Here is a 25,659-nt window from a genome sequence, read left to right as displayed (position 1 = left end):
AAACCTCGAGTTAACTAGAGGTCAAGAGAAATCCTGTCATGCCCGATACCGCCCAGAGCGCCCTCAGCGTCGGCCAACTGTCGGCGCGCAGCGGCGTGGCCGTCACCGCCCTGCATTTCTACGAAAGCAAAGGCCTGATCTACAGCACCCGCAGCGCCGGCAACCAGCGCCGCTACCCGCGCGAAACCCTGCGCCGGGTGGCGGTAATCAAGATGGCGCAACGCCTGGGTATTCCCTTGGCCACCATTCATGCCGCGTTGCAAACGCTGCCGGTGGGCCGTGCACCGAGCGTGAAGGACTGGCAACGGCTATCAGAGCAATGGCGCCAGGACCTGACCCGGCGCATCGACAAGCTGATTGTGCTGCGCGACCAACTCGACGGCTGCATCGGCTGCGGCTGCATGTCGCTGCAAAGCTGCCCGCTGCGCAACTGTGACGACCAGCTCGGCGAACAGGGCCCCGGGGCGCAACTGCTGGAGCCTGGCGCCGAACACGACGACTAACGGCCCGTGCCGGCCAGAAGCTGCGCCAGCGCCTTGGCCTGCAAGGCCACGTCGGTCACCGATGTACTCTCCCACCACAGCCCGCGCAGCGGCGGGCCCATGGCAAACAGCTGCGAACTGTAGCGGCCCTCGCCATCCTGCACCGCGCCCTGGGCGTTTGCGGCGATGCCCAGGGCCAGCGGCCCCGGCTGGATCAGCCGGCGTCGCAGCAAATTCTGCGGCAAGGGCCGGGCCACCCTGCGCCAGTCGTACTCAATACCGGTGGAATTGATCAGGGCGTCGGCGCTGATCCGCTCGACCTGCGTTTGCCCGCGAAAGCGCAGCTTGACCACCGGCAGGCGGTCGGCGCCGGTTTCGACCCCTTGCAACGACGCCGCATGAATCCGCAATCGCCCTGCTTCGATCAACTGCGCCAGCAATGCCGCTCCCGGCGGTGGCGATCGATGATGATGGCTCTCCCACCAGGGCCGCACATGGCGCACGAACTGGCGCTTGTGACGCTCGCTGGCCTGGCTCCAGAGCCTGCCGATATGCACGCGCACGGTGTCCAGGGGCGCCTGCCAGTCGATGCCCTGCTGCTGGGCCAGGCGGCACTGATTGCGCAAGGCCCGCAGCAGTTGCAATGGACTGCGCAGTGACAGGTCCGCAGCGAGAAAATCTTCCCATGCCGGCGGTTGACGACGTACATGAGGTAGCAGGCCGTGGCGGGAAAATACCTCGATCGGGCCGCGATGGCCGGCTGCCTGCAGCGACACCACGGCGTCGACCATGGTCAACCCGGAACCGATAATGACCACCCGGCCGTCCGGGTTGATCGACCGCATGGCCTGGATATCCCAGGGGTCCACACAGGCGCTGTTGAAAGCATTGTCGCCGCGCTGGGGAGTACGCGCGGCGGCAAACATGCCGGTGGCCAGGACGGCCCGGCTGGCGCGCAAGGTCCGACCGTCGGCCAGGCTTACGCTGAGCCCCAGTTCATCCACCGCCAGGTCCAGCGCCTCGGCCTGAACATGCTCAAGCCACGAGCCCTGCTGCGCACCCACCGCCTGCGCCTCGGCCAGGCGCTGACGGACATACACGCCAAACAGCCCGCGAGGCGCAAACAGCTCCGTCACCGGTACCCCTTGCGCGGCCGACTCTGGCCAGCCTCCGGCAGCAATGTGCTGGTCCAGCCACTGGCTCAGGTCATCGGCGTTGTCCGGGTCGACACTCATGCGCGCGGCATTGCCGTTGAGGGTGTGCCCCAGGTGCGTGGCGCTGTAGGCTTCGCCGCGCCCCAGTTCATCGCGTGGCTCGACGACCAGTACACGGCGCTGGCCAGCTTGGCGCAGCAACTGCGCCGCGAGCAGCGCTGCGCTCAAGCCACCGCCAATGATCAGCACATCAGCCGCAGGGTTGTTGGGGTGTTCAGGGGCGCTCATGGCGTTCTCCGTCTTGTTTGCAACGGATAATAGGCAACAAAACGCCAGGTGCGCAGCCCGGCCTGTACCAAAGTAGGATCAAGCCACCACAGCGGTGAGTCGGCGCCGGTAGTCGCTGGGGGCAAGGCCGGTGACCTTGAAGAACACTTTGCGAAACGCGCCCGGGTCCTGATAGCCGACACCCCAGGCGATCTGGTCGATTGAGCGGTTGGTGAACTCAAGCATGCGGCAAGCCCGCCCGACCCTGACCTGCTGGCAGTACTCGGTGGGTTTAAGGCCCGTGGCGCTGCGAAAGCGGCGCAGGAAAGTGCGCTGCTCAAGGCCGGCACACGCGGCCATGGCCGCCAGCGACACCTCACGCGCGCCACTGCCCTGCAACCAGTGCTGGACCTTGAGCACCGCCTCATCGCCGTGGTCCAGCCGAGGGCTGAAGACGCTGCCGGGGTGCTGCCCGCCGCTGACCCGTTCGACCGCCAGGAACCGCGCAGTCTCCGCCGCCAGGGTTTCGCCCAGGAAACGCTCGACCAGTTTCAGGCCCAGATCGGTCCAGGCCATCAACCCGGCCGAGGTGATGATGTCGCCGTCATCGAGCAGCGGCAGGTTGGCTTCGACCTGCACCTGCGCAAAGCGCTCGGCCAGTGATTGCGCGAAATTCCAGTGGGTGGTCGCCGGGCGCCCGTCAAGCAGGCCGCTGGCGGCGATGAAGAACACCCCGACGCAAACCGACACCAGCAATGCGCCGTCCGCATGCCATTGACGCAGGCTGGCACAGTAACGATCGAGCAGTTCGGGCGAGGGCGCCTGGGTCAGGCTCGGCGGGATGATCATGGCCCGCAGCGGGTGCAGGCTGCCTGGGTGCGTGTCGAAGGTTACCTGCAGTTGCTGATCAGGCCTCTCGCTCCAATGGCTGACGCGCAATGCGGGCCGCTCCAGCGCCCCCAACTCCAGGCGCAGGCGGTTGGCCACGGCAAACAGATCGGTCAGGCCATGCACGGCGGCCAGTTGCGCGCCGGGATAAACCAGCACGCCAATTTCCAGAGTGTCCTGCGCCGCTGCCATTGTCAGTTTTTCCCGCCAATTTGTCGTTCGCGCCAATCCGCAAGCGCATCGTCCAAGCCTATAACTATCACCACGCCACAACCACTCCCCAACACGAGGCTTTTGACATGAGCAAGCAGGCACTGATCGTCATCGATATCCAGAACGATTACTTCCCCGGCGGCAAATGGACTCTGGATGGTGCCGATGCGGCAGCCGACAACGCCGCCAGCATCCTTGAGGCCGCCCGCGCCCGTGGCGACCTGGTGGTGCATGTACGCCACGAGTTCGAGTCCGAAGACGCGCCGTTCTTCACCCCGGGCTCGCAAGGTGCGCAGATTCACCCCAAGGCCGCCAACCGCGCAGGCGAGCCGGTGCTGCTCAAGCACAAGGTCAATTCGTTCCTGGGTACCGGGCTCAAGCAGTTGCTGGATGAGCAGAACGTCAGCGAACTCACGGTGATCGGCAGCATGAGCCACATGTGCATCGATGCCGTCTGCCGCGCGGCGGCCGATTACGGCTATGGCGTCACCGTGGTTCACGATGCCTGCGCGACCCGCGCCCTGGAGTTCAACGGTATCACCGTGCCGGCGGCGCAGGTGCATGCAGCCTTTATGGCATCGCTGGCCTTCGCCTACGCCCAGGTGATTTCCACCGAACACTACCTGACCGACACCAAGCGCTGAGTGCCGTGACCCGCCGCGTGCTCAGATCACCACATTGCGCACGAAGCGGGTCGCCACCTCGCCGTCATTGCGATAGGCATAGCGGCGATTGCTGGCAAAGGTGAAGAACTCGCCAGCATTGAGCCGCTGTTGCTGCCCTTCGACCTCCAGGGTCAGGCAGCCTTCGAACACAAACAACTGCTCGCTCCAGCCATCGGCATCGGGCTCGCAGGGGTAGACCTCACCGGGTTCCAGGCGCCACTCCCAGAGTTCGACCTCCCGGGTGGCGGCGGAGCTTGCCAGCAGCACGGCCTTGCTGCCGGGATGCACACCGGCCCAGGCCAGTTCGTTGATGCGGCTCGGGTCGCGGTTATCCGGCGCCTTGATCAAGTCACTGAAGGCAACTTGCAGGGCTTCGGCGATCAGATCCAGAGTAGTCAGACTGACATTCTTTTCGCCGGCCTCGATGGCCACCAGCATGCGCCGGCTGACCCCGGACTTTTGCGCCAGGGCACTCTGGCTCAACTGGGCAGCATGGCGCAGGCGACGAATGTTCTGGCTCACATGCTGAAGCACCGAGGCGCGTTGAGGGGAATCTTTGTGCACTATATTGCTCATCAATAGGGGTTGCGCAGTATACTGCCCACTTTCGCCGCAATTGTGCGTCGCCCCTCTTCCGTGTGCAAGGCCATGACCCCAACGAACCCCGCTGAACGCCCTTCCGTTTCCTTCCGGCTGAGCAAGGCCGAACTGGTGCTGGTGTTTATCACCATGCTCTGGGGCGGCACCTTTTTGCTGGTGCATAACGTGATGACGGTCAGCGGGCCGATGTTCTTCGTCGGTTTGCGCTTTGCCGCCGCAGCTTTGTTCGTCGGCCTGGTCACAGCCCGCTCGCTGCCCGGCCTGACCGCTACCGAACTCAAGGCCGGGGTGTTGATCGGTGTATCGATCATGCTTGGCTACGGCCTGCAGACCGTTGGCCTGCAAACCATCAGCAGCAGCCAGTCGGCATTCATCACCGCCCTGTACGTACCCTTCGTGCCCTTGCTGCAATGGCTGGTGCTGGGCCGCCGCCCGGGCCTGATGCCCAGCCTGGGGATTGGCCTGGCGTTTGCCGGCCTGATGCTGCTGGCAGGCCCCGGTGGTGGTTCGCTGCAGTTCAGCCCGGGGGAAATCGCCACCCTGGTCAGCGCCGTAGCCATTGCCGCAGAAATCATCCTGATCAGCCGCTACGCCGGCCAGGTGGATGTTCGCCGGGTAACCGTCGTGCAACTGGCCACCGCCTCGGCGCTGTCGTTCATGATGGTGGTACCGACCCAGGAGCGCCTGCCGGACTTCTCCTGGCTGTTGCTGCTCAGCGCCGTGGGCCTGGGGGCGATGAGCGCGGTGATCCAGGTGGCGATGAACTGGGCACAGAAATCGGTCTCGCCAACCCGTGCCACGCTGATTTATGCCGGTGAACCGGTGTGGGCCGGCATCGTCGGGCGCATTGCCGGCGAGCGCCTGCCAGGCGTGGCCCTGCTTGGCGGTTTGCTGATCGTCGTCGCCGTGGTGGTCAGCGAGCTGAAGTTTCGCCGCCGTAACCAAGAGCAGACGGCTCTCGAGACCCACGCCGAAGAACGCGAGCCGGGTCTGTGATCGACAAATGCAGGCTATCCTTTGAAAAAAACTGTTATAAAAAAAAGGATTGATACAGCGCTCTTGTAGGATTCTGCGACAGCTTGCGGGTTGGTGATCGACCAGTCGCCACGTATGATCCCTTACAAACTCCTGCAGATTAGAAATCTATGTCCTTGATAGTGCTACTGCTTCTGCCGTTCGTCGGCAGCTGCCTGGCGGCTGTCTTGCCGCACAACGCACGCAACAGCGAATCGCTGCTGGCCGGACTGGTCGCCCTGGTGGGCACTGTCCAGGTCGCTTTGATGTACCCGCAGATCGCCCATGGCGGCGTGATCCGTGAAGAATTCCTGTGGCTGCCGAGCCTGGGCCTGAACCTGGTCCTGCGCATGGACGGCTTCGCCTGGCTGTTCTCCTTGCTGGTGCTGGGCATCGGTACCCTGGTGTCGCTGTACGCGCGCTACTACATGTCGCCGCAAGACCCGGTACCGCGCTTCTTTGCCTTTTTCCTGGCGTTCATGGGTGCCATGCTCGGCCTGGTGATTTCCGGCAACCTGATCCAGATTGTATTCTTCTGGGAACTGACCAGCCTGTTCTCGTTCCTGTTGATCGGATACTGGCACCATCGCGCCGACGCCCGCCGCGGTGCCTACATGGCCCTGATGGTCACCGGCGCGGGTGGCCTATGCCTGCTGGCGGGGGTACTGCTGCTCGGCCATGTGGTCGGCAGCTACGACCTGGACAAGGTCCTCGCTGCCGGTGAGCAGATTCGCAACCATGCCCTGTATCCCGTCCTGTTACCCCTGATCCTGCTCGGCGCGTTGAGCAAAAGCGCGCAATTCCCCTTCCACTTCTGGCTGCCCCATGCCATGGCGGCGCCCACCCCGGTCTCGGCCTACCTGCACTCGGCGACCATGGTCAAGGCCGGGGTATTCCTGCTGGCGCGGCTGTGGCCGGCGCTCTCCGGCACCGAGGAATGGTTCTGGATCGTCAGCGGCGCCGGCGCCGCCACCCTGGTGCTCGGCGCCTTTGCGGCGATGTTCCAGAACGACCTCAAGGGCCTGCTGGCCTATTCGACCATCAGCCACCTGGGCCTGATCACCCTGCTGCTGGGCCTGAACAGCCCGCTGGCAGCGGTCGCCGCGGTGTTTCACATCCTCAACCATGCCACCTTCAAGGCCTCGCTGTTCATGGCCGCAGGGATCATCGACCACGAAAGCGGCACCCGCGACATCCGCCGCCTCAGCGGTCTGTTCCGGCTCATTCCGTTCACCGCAACCCTGGCCATGGTCGCCAGCGCCGCGATGGCCGGGGTGCCGTTGATGAACGGCTTCCTGTCCAAAGAGATGTTCTTCGCCGAAACCGTATTCATCAGCTCCACCGCCTGGGTCGAAGCGGCCTTGCCGGTCATCGCCACCCTCGCCGGTACCTTCAGCGTTGCCTATGCCTTGCGCTTTACCGTCGACGTGTTCTTCGGCCCGCCGGCCACCGACCTGCCGCACACGCCCCACGAGCCGCCGCGCTGGATGCGCGCGCCGGTCGAATTGCTGGTGATGACCTGCCTGGTGGTCGGCATCTTCCCGGCGCAATCGGTCGGCCCGCTGCTGGCCGCTGCCGCATTGCCGGTGGTGGGCGGCACCCTGCCCGAGTACAGCCTGGCGATCTGGCACGGCTGGAACGCGCCGCTGATCATGAGCCTGATCGCCATGAGCGGCGGCATCATCCTTTACCTGCTGCTGCGCAACCAGCTCAAGCTCGGGCGTTTCCCGTCACCGCCGCTGATCGAGCGCTTCAACGGCAAGCGCCTGTTCGAACACGGCCAGGTGCTGATCATGCGCACCGCCCGGCGTTTCGAACGGGTGTTCACCACCCGGCGCCTGCAAAAGCAGCTGTTCATGCTGGTGCTGATCGCCCTGCTGGCCGGCCTGCTGCCGATGCTGCACAGCGGCCTGAGCTGGGGTGACCGGCCGAAGATCCCGGGCTCGGGTGTGTTCGTCATGCTCTGGCTGATCGCCATTGCCTGCGCCCTGGGCGCTGCCTGGCAGGCCAAGTACCACCGTCTGGCGGCGCTGACCATGGTCAGTGTCTGCGGCCTGATGACCTGCATTACCTTCGTCTGGTTCTCGGCCCCGGACCTGGCCCTGACCCAACTGGTGGTCGAGGTGGTCACCACGGTGCTGATCCTGCTCGGCCTGCGCTGGCTGCCACGGCGGATAGAAGGCGTCTCGCCGCTGCCGGGCACCCAGGAGCGCGCACGCCTGCGCCGCCTGCGCGACCTGCTGCTGGCGGTCGGCGTCGGTGGCGGCATGGCGCTGCTGTCCTATGCCATGCTGACCCGCCCGACCCCCAACGACATCTCCTCGTTCTACCTGAGCCGGGCCTTGCCCGAAGGTGGCGGCAGCAACGTGGTCAACGTCATGCTGGTGGACTTCCGCGGCTTCGATACCCTCGGCGAGATCACCGTGCTGGTGGCCGTGGCCCTGGCGGTGTTCGCCCTGCTGCGACGCTTCCGCCCGCCCAAGGAGAGCATGCAGTTGCCGGCGCAGCAGCGCCTGCTGGCCCCGGACGTGGTCACCGACCTGGTCAACCCGCGCCACGCGGCCGACACCGCGCTGGGTTTCATGATGGTGCCGGCGGCGCTGGTGCGCCTGCTGCTGCCAATCGCCCTGGTGGTGTCGATGTACCTGTTCATGCGCGGCCACAACCAGCCAGGCGGCGGTTTCGTCGCCGGCCTGGTAATGTCGGTGGCGTTCATCCTCCAGTACATGGTGGCCGGCACCCAGTGGGTCGAGGCGCAGATGAGCCTGCGACCGCTGCGCTGGATGGGCACCGGGCTGCTCTGCGCGACCCTCACCGGGGTTGGCGCGATGCTGCTCGGCTACCCGTTCCTGACCACCCATACCGCGCACCTGCATTTGCCATTGCTGGGTGACACCCACCTGGCCAGTGCGCTGTTCTTCGATATCGGCGTGTTCACCGTGGTGGTCGGTTCGACCCTGCTGATCCTCACCGCGCTGGCTCACCAGTCGGTGCGTGGTCATCGCCCGGGCAGCCAACAGAAACCCACTCAAGCAGGAGCCGCCTGATGGAAGAAGTCATTGCAATCGCCATTGGCGTGCTCGCCGCCTCCGGGGTCTGGCTGATCCTGCGGCCACGGACCTTCCAGGTGGTAATGGGCCTGTGCCTGCTGTCGTACGGGGTCAACCTGTTCATCTTCAGCATGGGCAGCCTGTTCATCGGCAAGGAGCCGATCATCAAGGACGGCGTGCCCCAGGATCTGCTCAACTACACCGACCCGCTGCCCCAGGCCCTGGTGCTCACCGCGATCGTCATCAGCTTCGCCATGACCGCACTGTTCCTGGTGGTGCTGCTGGCTTCGCGCGGCCTGACCGGGACCGACCATGTCGATGGCCGGGAGCCTAACGAATGAGTGCGATGAACCAACTGATCGTCGCACCCATCCTGCTGCCGTTGCTGACCGCAGCGCTGATGCTGCTGCTCGGGGAAAAACGCCGACCGCTCAAGGCGCGCATCAACCTGATCTCCAGCCTGCTCGGCCTGGGTATCGCCATCACCCTGTTGCTATGGGTGCAAGGTCAGGGCCAGGCCAGCTCGATTGGCGTCTACTTGCCCGGCAACTGGCCGGCGCCGTTCGGCATCGTGCTGGTGGTCGACCGTCTATCGGCCCTGATGCTGGTACTCACCGGCATCGTCGGGGTCAGCGCCCTGGTGTTCGCCATGGCCCGCTGGGACCGCGCCGGCGCCAGCTTCCACGCGCTGTTCCAGATCCAGCTGATGGGCCTGTATGGCGCCTTCCTGACCGCCGACCTGTTCAACCTGTTCGTGTTCTTTGAAGTGTTGCTGGCGGCCTCCTACGGCCTGATGCTGCATGGTTCGGGGCGCGCGCGGGTCAAGGCCGGCCTGCACTACATCGCCATCAACCTGCTGGCCTCGTCACTGTTTTTGATCGGTGCGGCGATGCTCTACGGCGTCACCGGCACCCTGAACATGGCCGACCTGGCCCTGAAAATCCCGCTGGTACCAGAGGCCGATCGCGGCCTGCTACACGCCGGCGCGGCGATTCTGGCCACGGCGTTCCTGGCCAAGGCCGGGATCTGGCCACTGAACTTCTGGCTGGTGCCGGCATATTCGTCGGCCAGCGCACCGGTGGCCGCGCTGTTCGCGATCATGACCAAGGTCGGCTTCTATACCGTACTGCGCCTGTGGACCTTGCTGTTTTCCGGACAGGCCGGTGCTTCGGCGTTCTTTGGTGGCGACTGGCTGATCTACGGCGGCCTCGCCACCCTGGGCTGCGCGGCGGTGTCGATACTGGCCGCGCAGCGCCTGGAGCGCATGGCCAGCCTGAGCATCCTGGTCTCGGCCGGCACCTTGCTGGCGGCCATCGGCTTCGGCCAGGCAACCCTGACCGCCGCCGCGCTGTTCTACCTGGTCAGCTCGACCCTGGCGCTGTGCGCGCTGTTTTTGCTGGCTGAGCTGATCGAGCGCTCGCGCTCGGCCAACGAGATTCCCCTGGATGATGAAGGCGACGGCCTGCCCTCGCCCGTCGAGTCGCTGCACCCACCCAAAGGCATCAACCTCGATGACGAACAGAAGGCGGTGATCGGCCAGGTGATCCCCTGGACCATGGCCTTCCTCGGCTTGAGCTTTATCGCCTGCGCCCTGCTGATCATCGGCATGCCGCCGCTGTCGGGCTTTATCGGCAAGCTCAGCCTGATCAGCGCACTGTTCAACCCGCAAGGGCTGGGTGTGGCGCCGGAGCAGCCGTTGAGCGTCGCCGGCTGGATATTGGTGGCGTTGCTGGTGCTCTCCGGCATGGCTTCGCTGATCGCCATGACCCGCGTCGGCATCCAGCGCTTCTGGACCCCGCAGGAGCGCCCTTCGCCGCTGCTGCGCCGCTTTGAGTGCATCCCCATCGTGGTGCTGCTGGGCTTGTGCGTGCTGCTCAGCCTGCGCGCCGAGCCGTTGCTGCGTTATACCCAGGACACCGCCGCCAGCCTGCAGGACCCAGAGCAATACGTCAGCGCCGTGCTCGGCACCCGACCGATTCCGGGGCCGACCAGCCTGGCCGCCAGCACCGAGGTGCAGCCATGAAGCGCCTGTTCCCTGCCCCGCTGCTGTCGCTGTCGCTGTGCCTGCTGTGGCTGCTGCTGAACCTCTCGGTAAGCCCGGGCAACTTGCTGCTGGGCGCCCTGCTCGGCGTTGTTGCGCCGCTACTGATGGCGCCGCTGCGCCCGCTGCAGGTACGCATTCGCCGCCCGGGCACCATCGTGCGCCTGATCCTGCGGGTCGGCGTCGATGTGCTGGTGTCCAACCTGCAGGTCGCCCGCGGCGTGTGGTCGGCCAAGCGCCGTCCGCCGCGCTCGCGCTTCGTGCACATTCCCCTGGAACTGCGTGACGCCCACGGCCTGGCCGCTTTGTCGATGATCACCACGGTGGTCCCAGGGACCATCTGGTCGGAGCTGGCACTGGATCGCAGCGTGCTTTTGCTGCATGTGTTCGATCTGGATGACGAGGCGCAGTTCATCGAGCACTTCAAGCACACCTATGAACGCCCGCTGATGGAGATCTTCGAATGACTGGCCTGCTTGCCAATGCCATTCTCGCCAGCCTGTTCATCTTCGCCCTGGCCATGGCCCTGACCCTGTGGCGGCTGTTTCGCGGCCCTTCGGCCCAGGATCGGGTACTGGCGCTGGACTACCTGTACATCCTGGCCATGCTGATGATGCTGGTGCTGGGTATCCGCTACGCCAGCGACACCTATTTCGAAGGGGCACTGCTGATCGCGCTGTTCGGCTTTGTCGGCTCCTTCGCCCTGGCCAAATTCCTTCTGCGTGGCGAGGTGATCGAATGATCAATGCCAATGAACTGCCGTTGTGGGTCGAGGTGCTGGTGGCCGTGCTGCTGCTGCTCAGCAGCCTGTTCGCCCTGAGCGGTGCGGTCGGCCTGATTCGCCTGAAGGACTTCTTCCAGCGCATGCACCCACCAGCACTGGCCTCGACCCTGGGCGCCTGGTGCGTGGCCCTGGCCTCGATCCTGTACTTCTCGATGCTCAAGGAGTCACCGGTGCTGCATGCCTGGCTGATTCCGGTCCTGCTGTCGATCACCGTGCCGGTCACCACCCTGCTGCTGGCGCGCGCTGCATTGTTTCGCAAGCGCATGGCCGGGCATGATGTACCTGAAGAAGTCAGCAGTGGCCGCGACCGCGGCAACTGAACTCAGCCGCTGAGCTGCTGCAGCTCGCGGCGGACCATGGCGGCGTACTCGGGCGGGCTCAACTGGTAGAGCTGAGTGGCGACCCAGGCAAACCAGGCGCCTTGCAACTGCGGGCGCTGCGACAGCCACTGTTCGGCCAGGGCACGGGCCTGGGCCTGGTGCCGGGCATGAAAGTCGGCGCGGCTGGTGCGCTCGGCGGATGCGCTCACTCGCTGGCCTTGAAAGTGGTCAGCTCACCCTTCTGCCATTTGGCAACCTTGCGGGTCACGGCCTTGAGGGTCTTGCTCAAGCCTTCCTGCAACTGCTCGTGGGCGGCGAACACCAACACCACGCCCTGGCCTTCCTTGAAGACAATACCTTCGCCTTCAGGCACCGAGACAAAGGCATAGTCACCCAGGCCATACACCGTCAGTTTGATTTCGCGAAAACGGATTTCCAGCTTGCCACCTTCGCGGCTGGGCAACACTGCGGCGCGAAAATGATCGCCAACCTTGAGCTCCAGACGCTGCTTGTCATCCACCACCAATGCGGTTTCAGTATCGATCTCGGCCATGTACAGACCTTCCGCGTTTTGTTCGGTGACGTAAACAAAACGCGATTGAAACTGTTTGACCAGTTTCGCCCTGAGGTCGCCCAGAACAAACAGGGCATGTGTATCAAGATTGCTGACTGCCAAAGAAGAATTCCTCAAAAACCGATTACACGCCGCTCCCCCCGCAGGCCGTGAGGCAGCCGCAAGGCAACGGTACTTCAATTCGAAGTCTGAAAGACTAGTGGATTTGTGCATGAAAAGTCTGTGCAGACTGGCAAAGCAACCCGCAGGAATGTTTACCCATTACTGCAAGCTTTAGTCAGTTTGCAGATTTTCAGCAGATTTCCTTAAACGGAGACGCTTTTTCTGACAGCACTACCGCAACAAAAGTGCGATAGATGAGAGCAAGCCCTTCAGCAGGACGGGCTCCTGGAAATCATCCACAGAACACAGGGAAGCGAATATGCACGAAAACACCGAATTCCGTCGAGAGCCTAAAGGCGTTTCCTACAGAGAATATGCTGTTCACTCACACAACAGCACCCCGCGCTTCGTGGTAGTACCGGCCGGCATCGGCTTCTTTCACATCACCGAACAGGCCACCGGACGCGTCAGGGGCTTTCGCCGCGAGCATACCGAAGCCTGTGCCCTGGCCCGTCACCTGGAAAACTGACCGGCGCCTGGCTCAACCGGCCTGACGCGCAACGGCGGGCCGGTCATCCCCGTGCAACTGCTGCAGCCAGGCCGCCTGGCATTCCTGGGCTTCATTGCGGCTGGCGAAAGCCGTGCCTCGTCGTTCACCGTTGACCAGCACCACCCAGCACACGCGCTTGCCCAGCGCCTGTAGCGACGCAGGTACGCCGCTGCCAATCATCACTGCAACATCGACTTGGCTATTCATCATTCCCTCCGGAATTTATTAGCAACCTAACGATATGCGTATGATAAGACCTGGGCGCTCAGGGAAAAAGCTATCCCCGGCATAGCTGTTTTACATTGCAGGTAACAAAACCGCTCAACCCTGCTGCGGCCGGTAGCCCAGACGCAAGCCTCCCCAATGCCTGCCCTGCACCAGGATCGGTACCGACAGGTCGTGCATCAGTTCACCGGTATCGCGGGTATAGGTTTGCAACAACACCGGCTGTTGATGGCTGCCGCAGCGAATGCCGGTACGGTCGTCGAACTTGCGCTTGCTGCGATTGTGCGCGGTATCCAGGGCCGGGTCGCCGGTCAACGGCTGATTGAAGGCAGTGTTGTGGGTGGGCACATAGCCCTGCTGGGTACAGGCGATAGCAAACACCAGGCCCTCATGCAGCTTGAGCAACGGCTCCTGGATTGCCGGCAGGACCTGGTCGGTATAGTGATCAAAGCGGGTGCGAAAACGGGCCGGCGACGTGCCGGGGATTTGCTGGTAGTGGCGGTCGAACAAGTCCTCGAGACTGATGCGCCCTTGGGCAATATCGTTCTCGAACTGTTCGCCAATTCGCTGCGCGCCTTGGCGGGCGAGGTCGTAAACACGCTGGTGATAGTCATCCAGCCCCACTTCGGCAAGACGCTCGCTGATGCTTTCAGCCTGCCCTTCCAGCTGCACTGCGGCCTGGGCCAGGCGCTGGGTTTGCTGGTCGCTGACCTGCAGGTCGCTGCGCATGCGCTCCACGGCCTCGAACAAGCTGTCCAGTTGCAGGCGGTTGGTCTCGGTGCCCTCGGCGATCTCGCCGATCTGCTGCTCGACCCCGGCAGCCAGCCCGGCAATGCTGTCCAGTTGCTCGCCGGTGTGTTCGACCTGGTCGACCCCGCTGTGCAGGTCATCGGACAGTTCGCGAATCTGCTCGACCACCTGCGCCGTACGCTGCTGGATATCGGCGACCATCTGCCCGACCTCTTCGGTAGCGCTGGCGGTTCGCCCGGCCAGACCGCGGACCTCGTCGGCGACCACGGCAAAGCCACGCCCATGGTCACCCGCCCGGGCGGCTTCGATGGCAGCGTTGAGGGCCAGCAGGTTGGTCTGGCTGGCGATGGTCTGGATGACCAGGGTAACCCGGGCAATGTCCTCGCTGCGCTGGTGCAGCGCCTCGATCAGTTCACGGCTGGCGGTAGCCCGCTCGCTCAGGTGATGCATGCGCTGGATCGACTCGGCCAGCACCGTGCGCCCGGCGGCGCTGCTTTCATGAGCACTGCGGGCAGCGACCAGGGCCTGTTGGCTCAACTGCGAGGTGGCCTTCTCGGTGCCGATCATCACTTCGGCGCTGCTGACAATCTGCGCAGCGGCATCCAGTTGCGATTGCAGCTTGCCGGCCAACTGTTGCACCGAGAACGCCACTCCGGCCGCCGACAGTGCATTGTCGCTGGTGGTTCGGGCCAGATCGCGGGTCAGCTCGGCCAGCGGCTCGCGGGTTTGCTGCACGACAATCGTCGCCTTGCGCAAGCGCGGTAGCCACAGCGCCAGCAAGGCCAGCGGCAGGCCGATATAGAACGAAAGCCCGGCAAACGCCATAGCTGCCAGCAACCCTGCCAGCACCAGGCTTTGCAAAACCGTATCTGACCACGGCGCAACGGCGAACGGCGCAGCTTGCCCTTCAACCACGGCGCCAGGCAGAGATCCTTCTCGCATCATGTTTTGGCTCCATCGCAGCACGTCTTGTTGTGCGGCCATTAAACGCCACTATTAGGCCATTAGCCATGCTTCCTTGGGTGTAAGACCGGTGCCCTTGATACAGGGCAAGAAAAGCAAAACCCCCGAAGATCGCTCTGCGGGGGTTTGCGGTGACACCTGCGCGGGTCAGGCCTGGCGCTGGTGCTTGTCGATCTGCTCGTGACGCTCTTGAGCTTCGATGCAGTACTTGGTGGTCGGGCTGATCAGCAGACGCTTGAGGCCGATCGGCTCGCCGCTGTCGTCGCACCAGCCGAAGCTCTCGTCAGCAATGCGGCCCAGGGCCATTTCCAGCTGCGGCAGCAGGCGCTGGTCACGGTCGATGGTATTGACCAACCAGTGGCGCTCTTCTTCGACCGAGGCGGCATCGGCAGGATCGGCAGGCGTGTCCAGGCTTTCGATGGTTACACGGCTTTGCTCGATGCGCTCATGGATTTCGACCTTCATCTGCTGCAGCAGCGAGGTGAAGAAAGCCAGTTGCTCAGCGTTCATGTAGTCATCGGCCGGCATGGCCAGCAACTTTTCCTTTGTCATTGATTTCTCTATAAAAAATACGTGCATTAAGGCGAATCGGGTGCTCCTGGCGAACAGCTCGCCAGCAGCGGAATTCTTCAAGCACCATCCGGCACTCAATTTACAGGGGGCGGCAGTCTAAGGCCGAGATTCACACTGGGCAACAGAAATGACGGTGCAAATGACCGAAAAGGCCCTGCAGGCCCTCCCCCGGCGCTGGTTTATAACAAAAAAACCGCGGCGCAGGCGCTTTCCCGGGGACAAACGGTCATTCTCCGACAAAAACCTTGTAACAAAGATCCCCTCAACCGAGCAACTGGCTCAACACCGCGCGCAACTTGCCAGGCTTCACCGGCTTGTTCAGCAAGGGTGCGCCCAGGCGCTGCATGGCCCGGCGGCTCTGGTCGCTGCGGTCAGCGGTGATCATCACGGCAAAGATGCTGCAGGCGAAATGGCGACGCAAATCGCGCACCACCTCGCAACCGGTTACGCCGTGGTCCAGATGGAAATCTGCCAGGATCAGCTCCGGCGCCCGGCCGTCGAGCACCACCAGGGCGCTGGCATAGTCGCTGGCGGTAAGCACCTCGCAGCCCCATTGCTGCAGCAGCGCAGCCATGCTTTGCTGGATGCTCAGTTCATTGTCCAGAACCAAAAGCCGGCGCCCTGGCAATGGGTCGCCAACACTGGGCAGCACCAGCGTCGATGGCGGCAACTCACTGGGCTGCTCACTCGACAATGGCACATCGATGCTGAACACCGAGCCGCGTCCCGGCCATGAGCGGACCTGCACCGGGTAATCAAGAATGCGCGCGATCCGCTCGACAATCGCCAGCCCCAGCCCGACGCCTTTGCGATCAGCGGCGCGGCCAACATCCAGTTGGTTGAATTCAAGAAAGATCGACTGCAATCGATCGGCGGCAATGCCACGGCCGCTGTCCCAGACTTCCAGGCGCAGGTACTCGCCCCGGCGCCGCGCGCCGAGCAGGATGCTTCCGTGCTCGGTGTAGCGGCAGGCATTGCTGAGGAAGTTGCGCAGGATCCGTGTGAGCAGGCGCAGGTCGGTGCGTACCGCCAGGCGCGCGCTGCGCAGGCGCAGGCTGAGCCCGGCGGCTTCGGCCACGGGCTGGAACTCCGAGGCCAGCGGCGCCAGCACTTCATCCAGGCGGTACAGGTCGAGGTCGGGCTTGATCGCCGCCTGGTCCAGCCGCGAGATATCCAGCAGGTCGGTGAGCAGGTCCTCCGCGCCTTCCAGGGCCTGGTGGGCACGCTCGACCAGTTGCTGTTCACTCTTCGCTAGCGATCGCTCGCGCAAGGTCGAGATCAGCAGCCGGGCGGCATTGAGCGGTTGCAGCAGGTCGTGGCTGGCCGCCGCCAGGTACTTGTCCTTGCTGCGATTGGCCGCCTGAGCGGCGTCGCGCGCCTCGATCAGCTCATTGGTGCGCTCGGCGACCCGCTGCTCGAGCTGGTCGTTAAGTTGCTGCAGGCGCGCCTGGGCCTGCTTGCGTTCGGTGATGTCGGCGACAAAGCCTTCGACCACGCCCTCTTCGTCGGGCCGCAGCAGCAGGTTCATCAGCACGTCGATATGGCTGCCATCTCGCCGGCGTAGCTGGGTCTCATAGCCGATCAGCGCCTGCTCGCGCTGCAGTACCTGGGCGATGGCCAGCAGTTCATCCTGGCCGCCGGCGAACAGATGGCTGGCCAGGTCGTTGCGCGACAGCACCAGGGCCTGGGCGTCGACATACCCGAGCATGCGCGCCAGCGCCGGGTTGGCGGCGCGCATGCCATCTTCGAGGCTGGCCTGAAAGATACCGTGCACGGCGTGCTCGAACAGCCACTTGTAGCGATTGCGCTCGGCTTCCAGCTCTTCCAGGCGCACCGCCAGTTCCGGGTAATGACTCTTGCGTACGGTGTGGTTGCTCAGCCCCAGCAAACCGGCCAGGGCATCGCCCGCCGGTTCAGAGGGCCTCGCCATACACCACCTCGACGTCGCGCTGGCTGGAGCTGCGCGGGTTGGTGAGGATGCACGGGTCATCCATGGCGTGCTGGGACAGGAATGGAATATCACTGAGGCCAACGCCATGCAGGCCGAGGGTTTCATGAAAGCCCACGGCGCGCTTGAGGGCGATCAGGTGCTCGACCAGACGCTGGCTGATCTGCTTGTGGCTCAGGCCCCGGCAATCGATGCCCAGGGTTTGCGCAATCACCTTGAACCGCTCTGGCGCGGCGCTGTAGTTGAACGCCACCACATGCTCGACCAGCACCGCATTGCACAGCCCATGGGGCAAGTCGAGAAAGCCACCCAGGCTGTGGGACATGGCATGCACGGCGCCGAGAATCGCGTTAGAGAACGCCAGCCCCGCCTGCATGCTGCCGAGCATGATCTTCTCGCGCAGGGCGATGTCGTCGGGGTTGGCGATCATCTGCACCAGGTTGCCGTCGATCAGGCGCATGGCCTCCAGCGCATGGGGGTCGGTCAGCGGCCCGTGGCCGGTCGAGACGAACGCCTCGATGGCATGCACCAGGGCATCGATGCCGGTACAGGCGGAGAGGAACGGGTCCATGCTCAGGGTGGTCTCAGGATCGATCAACGACACATCCGGCACCACCGCTTTGCTGACGATGGAAAACTTCATGCGTTCCTGCTGGTTGGAGATGATCACGAACTGGGAAACGTCGGCGGAGGTACCGGCGGTGGTCGGGATCAGGATCAGCGGCGGGCTTGGCACGCGAATGGTGTCGACCCCTTCGAACTCGAGAATGTGCCGGCCATGGGCAACCACGATGCCGATGCCCTTGGCGCAATCCATCGGGCTGCCGCCACCGACGGCGACGATCACGTCGCACTGTTCGCTGCGGTAACGCTCGGCGCCGGCCATTACCTCTTCAACCCGCGGGTTGGGGGATACCTCGGTGTACAGGCAGTAATCGATGCCCAGGCCCTGCAGGCTGGCTTCGATATCGCCGACCCAGCCGGCGGCGATCACGCCAGGGTCACTGACCAGCAGGACCTTGCGCGCGCCGAAGGTCTTGGCGTAGTTGGCGACATGATGCCGGCAACCGGCGCCGAAGATGATTTCCGGGGAGACGAACTTGCGCAACTGGCTCAGCTTCGGGCTCATGGGACGCCTCTGTTCTTGTTGTAATAGCGCCAGCCTAAAGCATCCCGCATCGATTGCAATCAGACCATCGGCGGGCAGAAACAGGAGCGCCGACCGCTGCAAGCAGCGACCGGCGCAAGAGGGATCAGCGATTGGCGAAGTACATGGTCACTTCAAAACCGATACGCAGATCAGTGAACGCAGGCTTTTTCCACATAGTTCCATCCTCTTCTGGCACCACAGGATTGCGGTGCACCTATTAATACACCCTTGCCGGTGCGGGTCGAATGCTACTTTGGAAGCGTTTCTTTCAGCCTATCCGGGCCCTCAGAAGAACCCCAGCGGGTTGACGTCGTAACTGACCAGCAGGTTTTTGGTCTGCTGGTAGTGATCGAGCATCATCTTGTGGGTCTCGCGGCCGACCCCGGATTTCTTGTAGCCACCGAACGCGGCGTGGGCCGGGTACAGGTGGTAGCAGTTGGTCCACACACGCCCGGCCTTGATGCCCCGGCCCATGCGGTAGGCGCGGTTGATGTCGCGGGTCCAGACCCCGGCGCCCAGGCCGAACTCGGTGTCGTTGGCAATTGCCAATGCCTCGGCTTCGTCCTTGAAGGTGGTCACGCCGACCACCGGGCCGAAGATTTCTTCCTGGAACACGCGCATCTGGTTGTGGCCTTTAAGCAAGGTCGGCTGGATGTAATAGCCGCTGGCAAGGTCGCCACCCAGGCGCTCACAGTCACCGCCGGTCAGCACCTGGGCGCCCTCTTCGCGGGCGATCTGCAGGTAGGAGAGAATCTTCTCGTATTGCTGCTCGGATGCCTGGGCGCCGACCATGGTCTCGGTGTCCAGCGGGTTGCCGCGCTTGATCTGGCTGATCTTTTTCAGAACCTGGGCCATGAACGGCTCGTAGATCGACTCCTGGATCAACGCCCGCGACGGGCAGGTGCACACTTCGCCCTGGTTGAAGAACGCCAGCACCAGGCCTTCGGCGGCTTTCTCGATGAAGGCCGGCTCGGCCTGCATGATGTCTTCGAAGAAGATGTTCGGCGACTTGCCGCCCAGCTCGACGGTCGACGGAATGATGTTCTCGGCAGCGCACTTCATAATGTGCGAACCGACCGGGGTGGAGCCGGTGAAGGCGATCTTGGCAATGCGTTTGCTGGTGGCCAGGGCTTCACCGGCTTCGCGACCCAAGCCATGAACGATGTTAAGTACGCCTGCCGGCAGCAGGTCACCGACCAGTTCGGCAAACACGGTAATCGACAGCGGCGTCTGCTCGGCCGGCTTGAGCACCACGCAGTTGCCGGCAGCCAAAGCCGGGGCGATTTTCCAGGCGGCCATCAGCAGCGGGAAGTTCCATGGAATGATCTGCCCGACGACCCCGAGCGGCTCATGAAAATGGTAGGCCGCGGTGTGCTCGTTGATCTCGGCGGCACTGCCTTCCTGGGCGCGGATGCAGCCGGCGAAGTAACGGAAGTGGTCGGCGGCCAGTGGCACGTCGGCATTCAGGGTTTCGCGGATGGCCTTGCCGTTGTCCCAGGTTTCACTCAGGGCCAGCACTTCGAGGTGCTGCTCGATGCGATCGGCGATTTTCAACAGGATGCGCGAACGTTCCTGCACCGAGGTGCGGCCCCAGGCAGCGGCGGCGCCATGGGCGGCGTCCAGCGCCAGGTCGATGTCGGCCGCGCCCGAGCGCGGGAACTCTGCAATCGTCTGGCCATTGACCGGCGAACCGTTGCTGAAGTACTGGCCGGTCAGCGGCGCGACGAATTCGCCGCCGATGTAGTTACCGTAAACGGCCTTGAAGCTGATCAGGGCATCAGCGGTGCCAGGGGCTGCGTAGATCATCGGGACCTCATGTGCGGTGCGGGCCTGTCGGCATGACAGGCAGCTGGCTCGATGGTAAGCAGGCGCACGGCAGGCGCGAATCGGCCCTTGGCAGGTACCGTCTCGTTAATTGGTAGTAACGCCTGGGTGCTACCCGAATACCGCCCGCTCATGCGTGTGCGCACGTCATATGGAGCCTCCCTTTTTTGGAAGCCTCGCCAGATGACCGCCTCGTCCCCCCATCAGTCCATCGCCGAACAGGCCACCTTGAGCTGCGCGGTAGCCAAGCGTTTCGTCAAGCGCCCCGCCCTGCTCGAAGTCGCCGGGCAGCTCCTGCTTGAGCATTGGGACCAGCGGGGGCTGTCACTGCAGCACAACCCGCTGACACTTTATCTGATCAGCCAGCACGGCGCGCAGGTGCATATCCGCCAGTTGCCGCAAGTGCTGATCGAGCGCTATTGCCTGGGCAGTACCTTGAACCTGGACAGCAACGAAGATTGTCTGAGCCGGTATCCTCAACAAGGCCACGACGCACTGCTCGATGTCGACCTGCACGCCCTAGAGCTGCTGATCAACGAGTGTGGCCCGTTGATCCTTGAAGCCTTCCTGCAGGCGCTGGTCGAGTTCTGGAGCCAGAGTGACGAGCGCGGTGAAACACCCTGGGGCTGGTATGCCGGCTACCTGCAAAGGCTGATGAAAGACGCTATCGAGATAGCCCTGAGCGCCGGCACGCTGAGCGCCGACCAAGCGGCGAGCGCCGGGGTCGTTACCGCGTTTCCAACTGCGCAGCAACGCAGCAGCTACGCCAACCTGCAGGGCTACAGCGTCCAGCAACTGACAGTCGACCTGACCTCGGCCCAGGTCATTGATGCCGACCTGTCCAGCGCTTTACTGATCGAGGATTTCCCCGACCCACCAAAGCCTCAAGTGACGGTCCTGTTTACCCTGGTAGGTGCGCTGGCGCCCTTCAAGTCCCCCCAGGGCTTGCTCGACATGCTCGCCAGAAGCTGGCCACGATCGTTGCTTAGCGCAGCGCCACCCACGCAATTCACCCCGACAAGCACCTCGGCGTTCGAAGTTCAGGCAGGCGGATTTCTCAAGCAACAATTGCGCTTGATCGAAATCATCGCCCTGGCTTCAAAAACCCATGAGCAAGCGCAAGCACTCAATGCCACCCTTGATCGCTCCACCTCGATGCTGGACCTGTGTACGGCCGAAGAACTGGAACGCCAGAACAAGATCGCGCTCCTGTTGCCGGCCTGGCTGCTCGACAGTGAACTGGCCATTCGCTACAGCACCTTGTTGATCGATCAGGCCCAATCACACAAAACTGCTGGCGGCAAAACCTGGCGCGATGATATCGATACCGCCGAAGCATTCGCCTGCAAGGTCCTGGACGCGAGGATCGCGCAGGATCACCCCGGCGCAGGCTTTAACGCCGAGGACGTGTTGATCAGCAATCGCCAGGTCATCGCCAGCGCCATCCCCGGGCAGGGCAGCCTGATCACCGATGGCGCCATCAAGGTTGTCAGCTTTTCCCTTGCACAGCTGGCCATCGACAACCTCGGCGTGTTGGCAGCAGGCACCGTGCGCGTGCACCTGGTCAACGGTGCCCGACTGCCGGAGTGGATGAACGAGCACTATGTTCGATCCCTGGTACGTGAACTGGATATGGGTGCGATGTATCCGCAGACCTTGCAACAGCAGCTTCTGGATGAACCTGCGCAGTTTCAAACCAGGCAAACGCTGTTCTGCACACAGCTAAAAACCCAGCTACCGCTGCTGGCGCTGGAGCTGCATCTGCGTGACAAGCGTCTGAGCCTGACCGCGTGCCAGGCGGTGGATGCGCTGTTTGGCCTGACAGAGCCAGGCATATGGGTGCTGCGTCCGCTGGCCCTGTTGCGCTCAACCGGTGCCACGGGCGATACATTGCTCAATGCCTGGCTAATCGAAACGAGTGACGTCAGGCAGGGCCCCTGCGTGCTCTATCGGCCATTGCATAGCGAACCGTTGCTGGAGTTTCACGACCGGATTGCTCTGTTCGATGCCTTCGCCAGCAGCGGCCCATTGCAGGATGACCTGCTCGAGCGCCTGCCCGAACATACGCGCCCGATCTATGCCAATGGCGGCCTGCGTGAACCGCATATCCACCGCTTTGTTCCCGGCGCCGAGTTCGAACGGCTGCAGACACCGGCACCTGCCCGTCTGGATATGGCCCTGGCCAAAGGCGCAGTACACCAGCTGATCTACCAGGCCAGCGCCCGGGAGCTGGTCGAACGGGCCAGGCGCCACTCGACCAGCAGCGCACAGTCGCGCTGGGACGCCTGGAAGCAACTGGGATGGTTGATGTTCAACACCTTACTGCCCTTGTTCGAGGGTGGCGTCGCCAAGGTTGCCTGGATGATCCAGGTCATCGACAGTGCCAAGCGCCTGCTCGAGAGCGATGAAAAGGCCAGCCCCGGCCAGCATCGCCAAGCGTTCGCCGACTTGCTGGTCAACATCGCCATGGTCCTTTTCGTGCACGCCACCCGCCGCCTGGGCATCAAACCCGAGACGCCGGCGCAGCCTGGCGATGGGCCAGAGCCGGTCAGAGTTCCCAGCACCCAGGTACTGCCGGCGCCACAGGCCGAACTGAACTTCAGTTGGGCACGTCCCGACCACCAGCTGACGACGCAACAAAAACTCCGGCTTGAGCGCCTGGCCAGCCCGCTGGCACCCTCCATGCTCGGTAGCCCCATTGCCAACGGCGCACTGCAGGGCCTTTACCTGCACAACGAGCAACTGTACTTCGCCCAGGGTACTCACGCCTACCCCGTGCAATACGATGCCGGCGTCAAGCAGCCTCGCATCGTTAGCGGACCATGGCTGAGAAGAGACGAAGCCCGGCGCTGGACGCTCGATCTGCGTTTGCGCCTGCGCGGTGGCCAGCCGCTGCGCAATCGCCTCACGTCTGCCGACCTGCAGCAGGCGATCGACAACCTGGATGAGACATTACGCACCCAGCAAAGCGCCGCCCTGGCCAGCCAACAGCGGCTGCACAATTTTGCCCGGCAGATCAGCGACGACACTGACCCGCGCATCCTGCAAGGCTACCTGGACAAGATGGAAGCGCTGTCACAGGACTTTGAACAACACCTGCGGACACTGCACGAGCGCAATGAAAAGCGCCCGCTCAATCAATACAAAACCCTGCGGGCAAAAGCCCTGTTTGAACGGGCGCGTTGCGAACTGTCCGTGATTGCGACCCTGGGCAAACTGTACAAACCGTTGCGCCAGCGCTTTGTCCAGACGGTGAAAGACGCCGAAGGCAGCTTGCCTGATGCAGGTACGCACGAACATTCATTGCAAACCAGCCTGCTTGATCAGGTTGATCCCTTGATCGGCAAGTTGATCGACCATCACCAAACCCTTACCGCCACCCGCGAACATCTGCACAAGCTGTCCAGCATTCGCCAACCCACAATCCAGATGATGGAACTAAGCCTCGACGAACCGGCCATCCGCCCCGCATCGCGGCTGTACTGGTACACCCTGCGCAGCGAAGTGCTGAGTAATCGCTTGCGGCTGGTGGAGACAGACGAAGACTCCAGCGAAAGCGATAACTGGCTCGAGCACAGTTGGCGCAATATCGAGCAGGGCATGCTGCAACGCATGAACTTGCTGGCACTGAGCCGCGAGGAGATAGAAGTTCATGCCCGGGTGCTGGACAACATCCAGCGCCACTTCGATACCGCGCTGCGCCAGCTGGGTAACCTGAAGAGGTTGCTGCCCGGGCAGCAAGCCGCCAATAGCCTGGTGTCCAGGCTCGAAACCGACATGGCACTGATGCTCAAGGAAACCCGCGCCGACCTTGCCGAATACCCGCAGCCACTGCTTGAGCGCAGCAGCCTGCGTCAATTGCACCGGCAAGTGCCGGGGCTGATCGAAACCCGCGATGAAGGCGTGCTGCTGGGGCAACAGCGGCGCAACAGTGAAGGTATCGTCGACATTCACAACCCGCAGGATGACAGCGTCCGCGCGTCCTACCGAGAAGATCCGCAGACAGGTAGCTGGGAGCCCTTGGCTGTCGAACAAGCGCTACTGCCGCAGGTCGCAGACGCCGAGCTGAGCGCTTTGCTGAGGGAAGGCATGCGCCTTGCGGCACTCGCCAGGCAAGACATCCAGCGCCTCAAGCGCCAGGGTAAAAGCACCTACCTGCCGGTCGAGATTGAGGAGATCGCCGAACGCCGACAACGGTCACTGCTCGCTCAGCGTCAAGCCATCGAACGCGCCCTGACCCAAAGCAACCAGACCGATCAGGCCGCCGACAACACCGATGCGGCCTTGCAGATCAAGTTGCTGGATGACGTCGCCAATGAACTGTTGCAGACCGGCGCGCAACTGAGGACAGAGGCGGCCCTGGCGCAAGCGCCGAGCATGCGCGAACTGGAGTACCTGCTGGGCAAGGGCCAGGTGAAACTCAAGCGCCTGGTCAGGCGCAAGCCGCTGGCCAGCACCCGGGACTGGGCTCAGGATTACCTGGATGAATACGTGGTGCTGCACGCCAACAAGCCCTTGTGGTATGCGCACTTTCACTACGCGGCCGAAAACACCGCAATCGACGACTTCAAGGCCGCACACCTGAAGCTTGCCAGTCAGCGCTATGACCGCGGGCAGTTCGTCGAAAGCAACAAGCTGGTGCACCGCGGGCCGATAAGCCTGGCGGCGGCCCGGCAATGGTTCTTCAAGGAGTGATGCAGTAAAAAACGGGCGCTGGCAACAGCGCCCGATCAATCTCAGCGATCCTTGAACTGCGCCTCACGTTTGGCGATGAACGCCGCCATGCCTTCCTTCTGGTCTTCGGTGGCGAAGGCTGCATGGAATACCCGGCGCTCGAAGCGCACGCCCTCGGCCAGGTTGACCTCGAACGCGCGGTTAACGCTTTCCTTGACCATCATGGTCATCGGGATCGACTTGCTGGCGATGGTCGCCGCCACCTTCAGCGCTTCTTCCAGCAGCTCGGCTTGCGGCACCACACGCGCCACCAGTCCGGCACGCTCGGCTTCCTCGGCGCCCATCAGGCGGCCGCTCAGGCACAGCTCCATGGCCTTGGCCTTGCCCACGGCGCGGGTCAGGCGCTGGGTACCGCCCATGCCCGGCAGCACACCGAGATTGATTTCCGGCTGGCCGAACTTGGCGTTGTCGGCGGCGAGGATGAAGTCGCACATCATCGCCAGCTCGCAGCCGCCGCCCAGGGCAAAACCCGACACCGCGGCAATGATCGGCTTGCGCCGGTTGGCAATGCGGTCTGCGTCGCTGAACAGGTCATCGACGTAGATCTGCGGGTAGCGCAGGTCGGCCATTTCCTTGATGTCGGCGCCAGCGGCGAAGGCCTTGGCGGAGCCTGTCAGCACCACGCAACCGATGTTCGGGTCGGCTTCGAGCTGGTCCAGGGCCTGGTTGATCTCGCCGACGATCTGCGCGTTCAGGGCATTGAGCGCCTGCGGTCGGTTGAGGGTGATCAGGCCGACCTTGCCGTGGATGTCCAACAGAATGGTTTCAAATGACATGCAAGCTGCTCC

24 protein-coding genes are annotated in these 25,659 nt (G+C 63.4%); 11 read left to right on the top strand and 13 right to left on the bottom strand.

The annotated features are described in order from the left end of the window. Window positions 1-38: 38 nt before the first annotated feature. Window positions 39-503 (top strand): redox-sensitive transcriptional activator SoxR, encoded by a 465-nt coding sequence (gene soxR / locus LOY34_RS09140; protein ID WP_195883476.1) that lies wholly within the window; start codon window positions 39-41, stop codon window positions 501-503. Here soxR and LOY34_RS09135 read toward each other — a convergent pair. Both LOY34_RS09135 and LOY34_RS09130 read right to left on the bottom strand, forming a co-directional pair. Next, complete coding sequence (locus LOY34_RS09135; protein WP_195883475.1) at window positions 500-1,924, bottom strand: FAD/NAD(P)-binding protein; 1,425 nt, start codon at window positions 1,922-1,924, stop codon at window positions 500-502. The genes soxR and LOY34_RS09135 overlap by 4 nt on opposite strands. A gap of 78 nt (window positions 1,925-2,002) precedes the next feature. Further along, window positions 2,003-2,983: a GlxA family transcriptional regulator gene (locus LOY34_RS09130; protein ID WP_195883474.1), complete on the bottom strand. Its 981-nt coding sequence runs from the start codon at window positions 2,981-2,983 to the stop codon at window positions 2,003-2,005. 107 nt (window positions 2,984-3,090) lie between these two features. Here LOY34_RS09130 and LOY34_RS09125 point away from each other — a divergent pair, with 107 nt between their 5' ends. Further along, window positions 3,091-3,648, top strand: a complete 558-nt coding sequence (locus LOY34_RS09125; RefSeq protein WP_195883473.1) for a cysteine hydrolase family protein — start codon at window positions 3,091-3,093, stop codon at window positions 3,646-3,648. Window positions 3,649-3,669: 21 nt separating this feature from the next. On the opposite strand, the gene LOY34_RS09120 is transcribed toward LOY34_RS09125, so the two are convergent. Further along, complete coding sequence (locus LOY34_RS09120; protein WP_093385117.1) at window positions 3,670-4,233, bottom strand: helix-turn-helix domain-containing protein; 564 nt, start codon at window positions 4,231-4,233, stop codon at window positions 3,670-3,672. Window positions 4,234-4,317: 84 nt separating this feature from the next. Between LOY34_RS09120 and LOY34_RS09115 the strand changes: the two genes are divergently transcribed. The 7 genes from LOY34_RS09115 to LOY34_RS09085 all read left to right on the top strand — a co-directional run bounded on the left by LOY34_RS09115 (window position 4,318) and on the right by LOY34_RS09085 (window position 11,478). Further along, window positions 4,318-5,265, top strand: a complete 948-nt coding sequence (locus LOY34_RS09115) for a DMT family transporter (protein WP_195883472.1) — start codon at window positions 4,318-4,320, stop codon at window positions 5,263-5,265. A gap of 149 nt (window positions 5,266-5,414) precedes the next feature. After that, window positions 5,415-8,330 (top strand): monovalent cation/H+ antiporter subunit A, encoded by a 2,916-nt coding sequence (locus LOY34_RS09110; protein WP_213601946.1) that lies wholly within the window; start codon window positions 5,415-5,417, stop codon window positions 8,328-8,330. Continuing rightward, window positions 8,330-8,674 (top strand): Na+/H+ antiporter subunit C, encoded by a 345-nt coding sequence (locus tag LOY34_RS09105; protein WP_010224297.1) that lies wholly within the window; start codon window positions 8,330-8,332, stop codon window positions 8,672-8,674. The genes LOY34_RS09110 and LOY34_RS09105 overlap by 1 nt, the downstream gene beginning before the upstream one ends. Further along, window positions 8,671-10,356, top strand: coding sequence for a monovalent cation/H+ antiporter subunit D (locus tag LOY34_RS09100; protein WP_195883471.1), 1,686 nt, complete (start codon window positions 8,671-8,673; stop codon window positions 10,354-10,356). Before LOY34_RS09105 ends, LOY34_RS09100 begins: the two co-directional genes overlap by 4 nt. Beyond that, on the top strand, window positions 10,353-10,841 hold the full coding sequence (locus LOY34_RS09095) for a Na+/H+ antiporter subunit E (protein WP_045202063.1): 489 nt from the start codon (window positions 10,353-10,355) through the stop codon (window positions 10,839-10,841). The genes LOY34_RS09100 and LOY34_RS09095 overlap by 4 nt, the downstream gene beginning before the upstream one ends. Then, window positions 10,838-11,116 (top strand): K+/H+ antiporter subunit F, encoded by a 279-nt coding sequence (locus LOY34_RS09090; protein WP_038996132.1) that lies wholly within the window; start codon window positions 10,838-10,840, stop codon window positions 11,114-11,116. The genes LOY34_RS09095 and LOY34_RS09090 overlap by 4 nt, the downstream gene beginning before the upstream one ends. Next, the gene (locus tag LOY34_RS09085) at window positions 11,113-11,478 is read left to right on the top strand and encodes a Na+/H+ antiporter subunit G (protein WP_045202065.1); all 366 of its coding nucleotides are present in this window, start codon (window positions 11,113-11,115) and stop codon (window positions 11,476-11,478) included. The genes LOY34_RS09090 and LOY34_RS09085 overlap by 4 nt, the downstream gene beginning before the upstream one ends. A 2-nt stretch (window positions 11,479-11,480) precedes the next feature. Here the strand turns inward: LOY34_RS09085 and LOY34_RS09080 are convergent, their stop codons facing one another. Together LOY34_RS09080 and LOY34_RS09075 are read right to left on the bottom strand one after the other, a co-directional pair. Beyond that, window positions 11,481-11,687, bottom strand: coding sequence for a hypothetical protein (locus tag LOY34_RS09080; RefSeq protein WP_045202068.1), 207 nt, complete (start codon window positions 11,685-11,687; stop codon window positions 11,481-11,483). Further along, window positions 11,684-12,154, bottom strand: coding sequence for a hypothetical protein (locus LOY34_RS09075; protein ID WP_045202070.1), 471 nt, complete (start codon window positions 12,152-12,154; stop codon window positions 11,684-11,686). Before LOY34_RS09075 ends, LOY34_RS09080 begins: the two co-directional genes overlap by 4 nt. 319 nt (window positions 12,155-12,473) lie before the next feature. Between LOY34_RS09075 and LOY34_RS09070 the strand changes: the two genes are divergently transcribed. Further along, window positions 12,474-12,683 carry a hypothetical protein gene (locus tag LOY34_RS09070; RefSeq protein ID WP_045202071.1) on the top strand — a complete coding sequence of 70 codons (210 nt, stop codon included), beginning with the start codon at window positions 12,474-12,476 and terminating at the stop codon, window positions 12,681-12,683. Window positions 12,684-12,695: 12 nt separating this feature from the next. Here LOY34_RS09070 and LOY34_RS09065 read toward each other — a convergent pair whose 3' ends face one another. The 7 genes from LOY34_RS09065 to LOY34_RS09035 all read right to left on the bottom strand — a co-directional run bounded on the left by LOY34_RS09065 (window position 12,696) and on the right by LOY34_RS09035 (window position 20,119). Continuing rightward, window positions 12,696-12,911, bottom strand: coding sequence for a hypothetical protein (locus LOY34_RS09065; RefSeq protein ID WP_045202073.1), 216 nt, complete (start codon window positions 12,909-12,911; stop codon window positions 12,696-12,698). A gap of 114 nt (window positions 12,912-13,025) precedes the next feature. Further along, a complete protein-coding gene (locus LOY34_RS09060) occupies window positions 13,026-14,246 on the bottom strand; it encodes a methyl-accepting chemotaxis protein (RefSeq protein ID WP_408980582.1) in 1,221 nt (406 codons plus the stop codon). A gap of 543 nt (window positions 14,247-14,789) precedes the next feature. Beyond that, window positions 14,790-15,194 (bottom strand): TraR/DksA C4-type zinc finger protein, encoded by a 405-nt coding sequence (locus LOY34_RS09055; protein WP_045202077.1) that lies wholly within the window; start codon window positions 15,192-15,194, stop codon window positions 14,790-14,792. A gap of 283 nt (window positions 15,195-15,477) precedes the next feature. Then, complete coding sequence (locus LOY34_RS09050) at window positions 15,478-17,145, bottom strand: hybrid sensor histidine kinase/response regulator (protein WP_258664612.1); 1,668 nt, start codon at window positions 17,143-17,145, stop codon at window positions 15,478-15,480. Next, a complete protein-coding gene (gene ercA, locus LOY34_RS09045; protein WP_045202081.1) occupies window positions 17,129-18,292 on the bottom strand; it encodes an alcohol dehydrogenase-like regulatory protein ErcA in 1,164 nt (387 codons plus the stop codon). Before ercA ends, LOY34_RS09050 begins: the two co-directional genes overlap by 17 nt. Window positions 18,293-18,416: 124 nt before the next feature. Continuing rightward, window positions 18,417-18,488, bottom strand: coding sequence for a pyrroloquinoline quinone precursor peptide PqqA (gene pqqA, locus LOY34_RS09040; RefSeq protein WP_009394664.1), 72 nt, complete (start codon window positions 18,486-18,488; stop codon window positions 18,417-18,419). A 110-nt stretch (window positions 18,489-18,598) separates the two neighbouring features. Further along, a complete protein-coding gene (locus LOY34_RS09035; protein ID WP_195883468.1) occupies window positions 18,599-20,119 on the bottom strand; it encodes an aldehyde dehydrogenase family protein in 1,521 nt (506 codons plus the stop codon). Between the two features lie 201 nt (window positions 20,120-20,320). On the opposite strand from LOY34_RS09035, the gene LOY34_RS09030 reads away from it, so the two are divergent. After that, window positions 20,321-24,832 carry a hypothetical protein gene (locus tag LOY34_RS09030; protein WP_258664605.1) on the top strand — a complete coding sequence of 1,504 codons (4,512 nt, stop codon included), beginning with the start codon at window positions 20,321-20,323 and terminating at the stop codon, window positions 24,830-24,832. Window positions 24,833-24,873: 41 nt separating this feature from the next. Here LOY34_RS09030 and LOY34_RS09025 read toward each other — a convergent pair whose 3' ends face one another. Further along, window positions 24,874-25,647 (bottom strand): enoyl-CoA hydratase, encoded by a 774-nt coding sequence (locus LOY34_RS09025; RefSeq protein ID WP_010224326.1) that lies wholly within the window; start codon window positions 25,645-25,647, stop codon window positions 24,874-24,876. Window positions 25,648-25,659 lie beyond the last annotated feature (12 nt).

The sequence above is a fragment of the Pseudomonas sp. B21-009 genome (assembly GCF_024749345.1).
In the GTDB taxonomy this organism is placed as follows: Bacteria; Pseudomonadota; Gammaproteobacteria; order Pseudomonadales; family Pseudomonadaceae; genus Aquipseudomonas.
The sequence above is the reverse complement of the archived record's forward strand: the minus strand, read 5'-3'. Positions and strand labels throughout refer to the sequence as shown.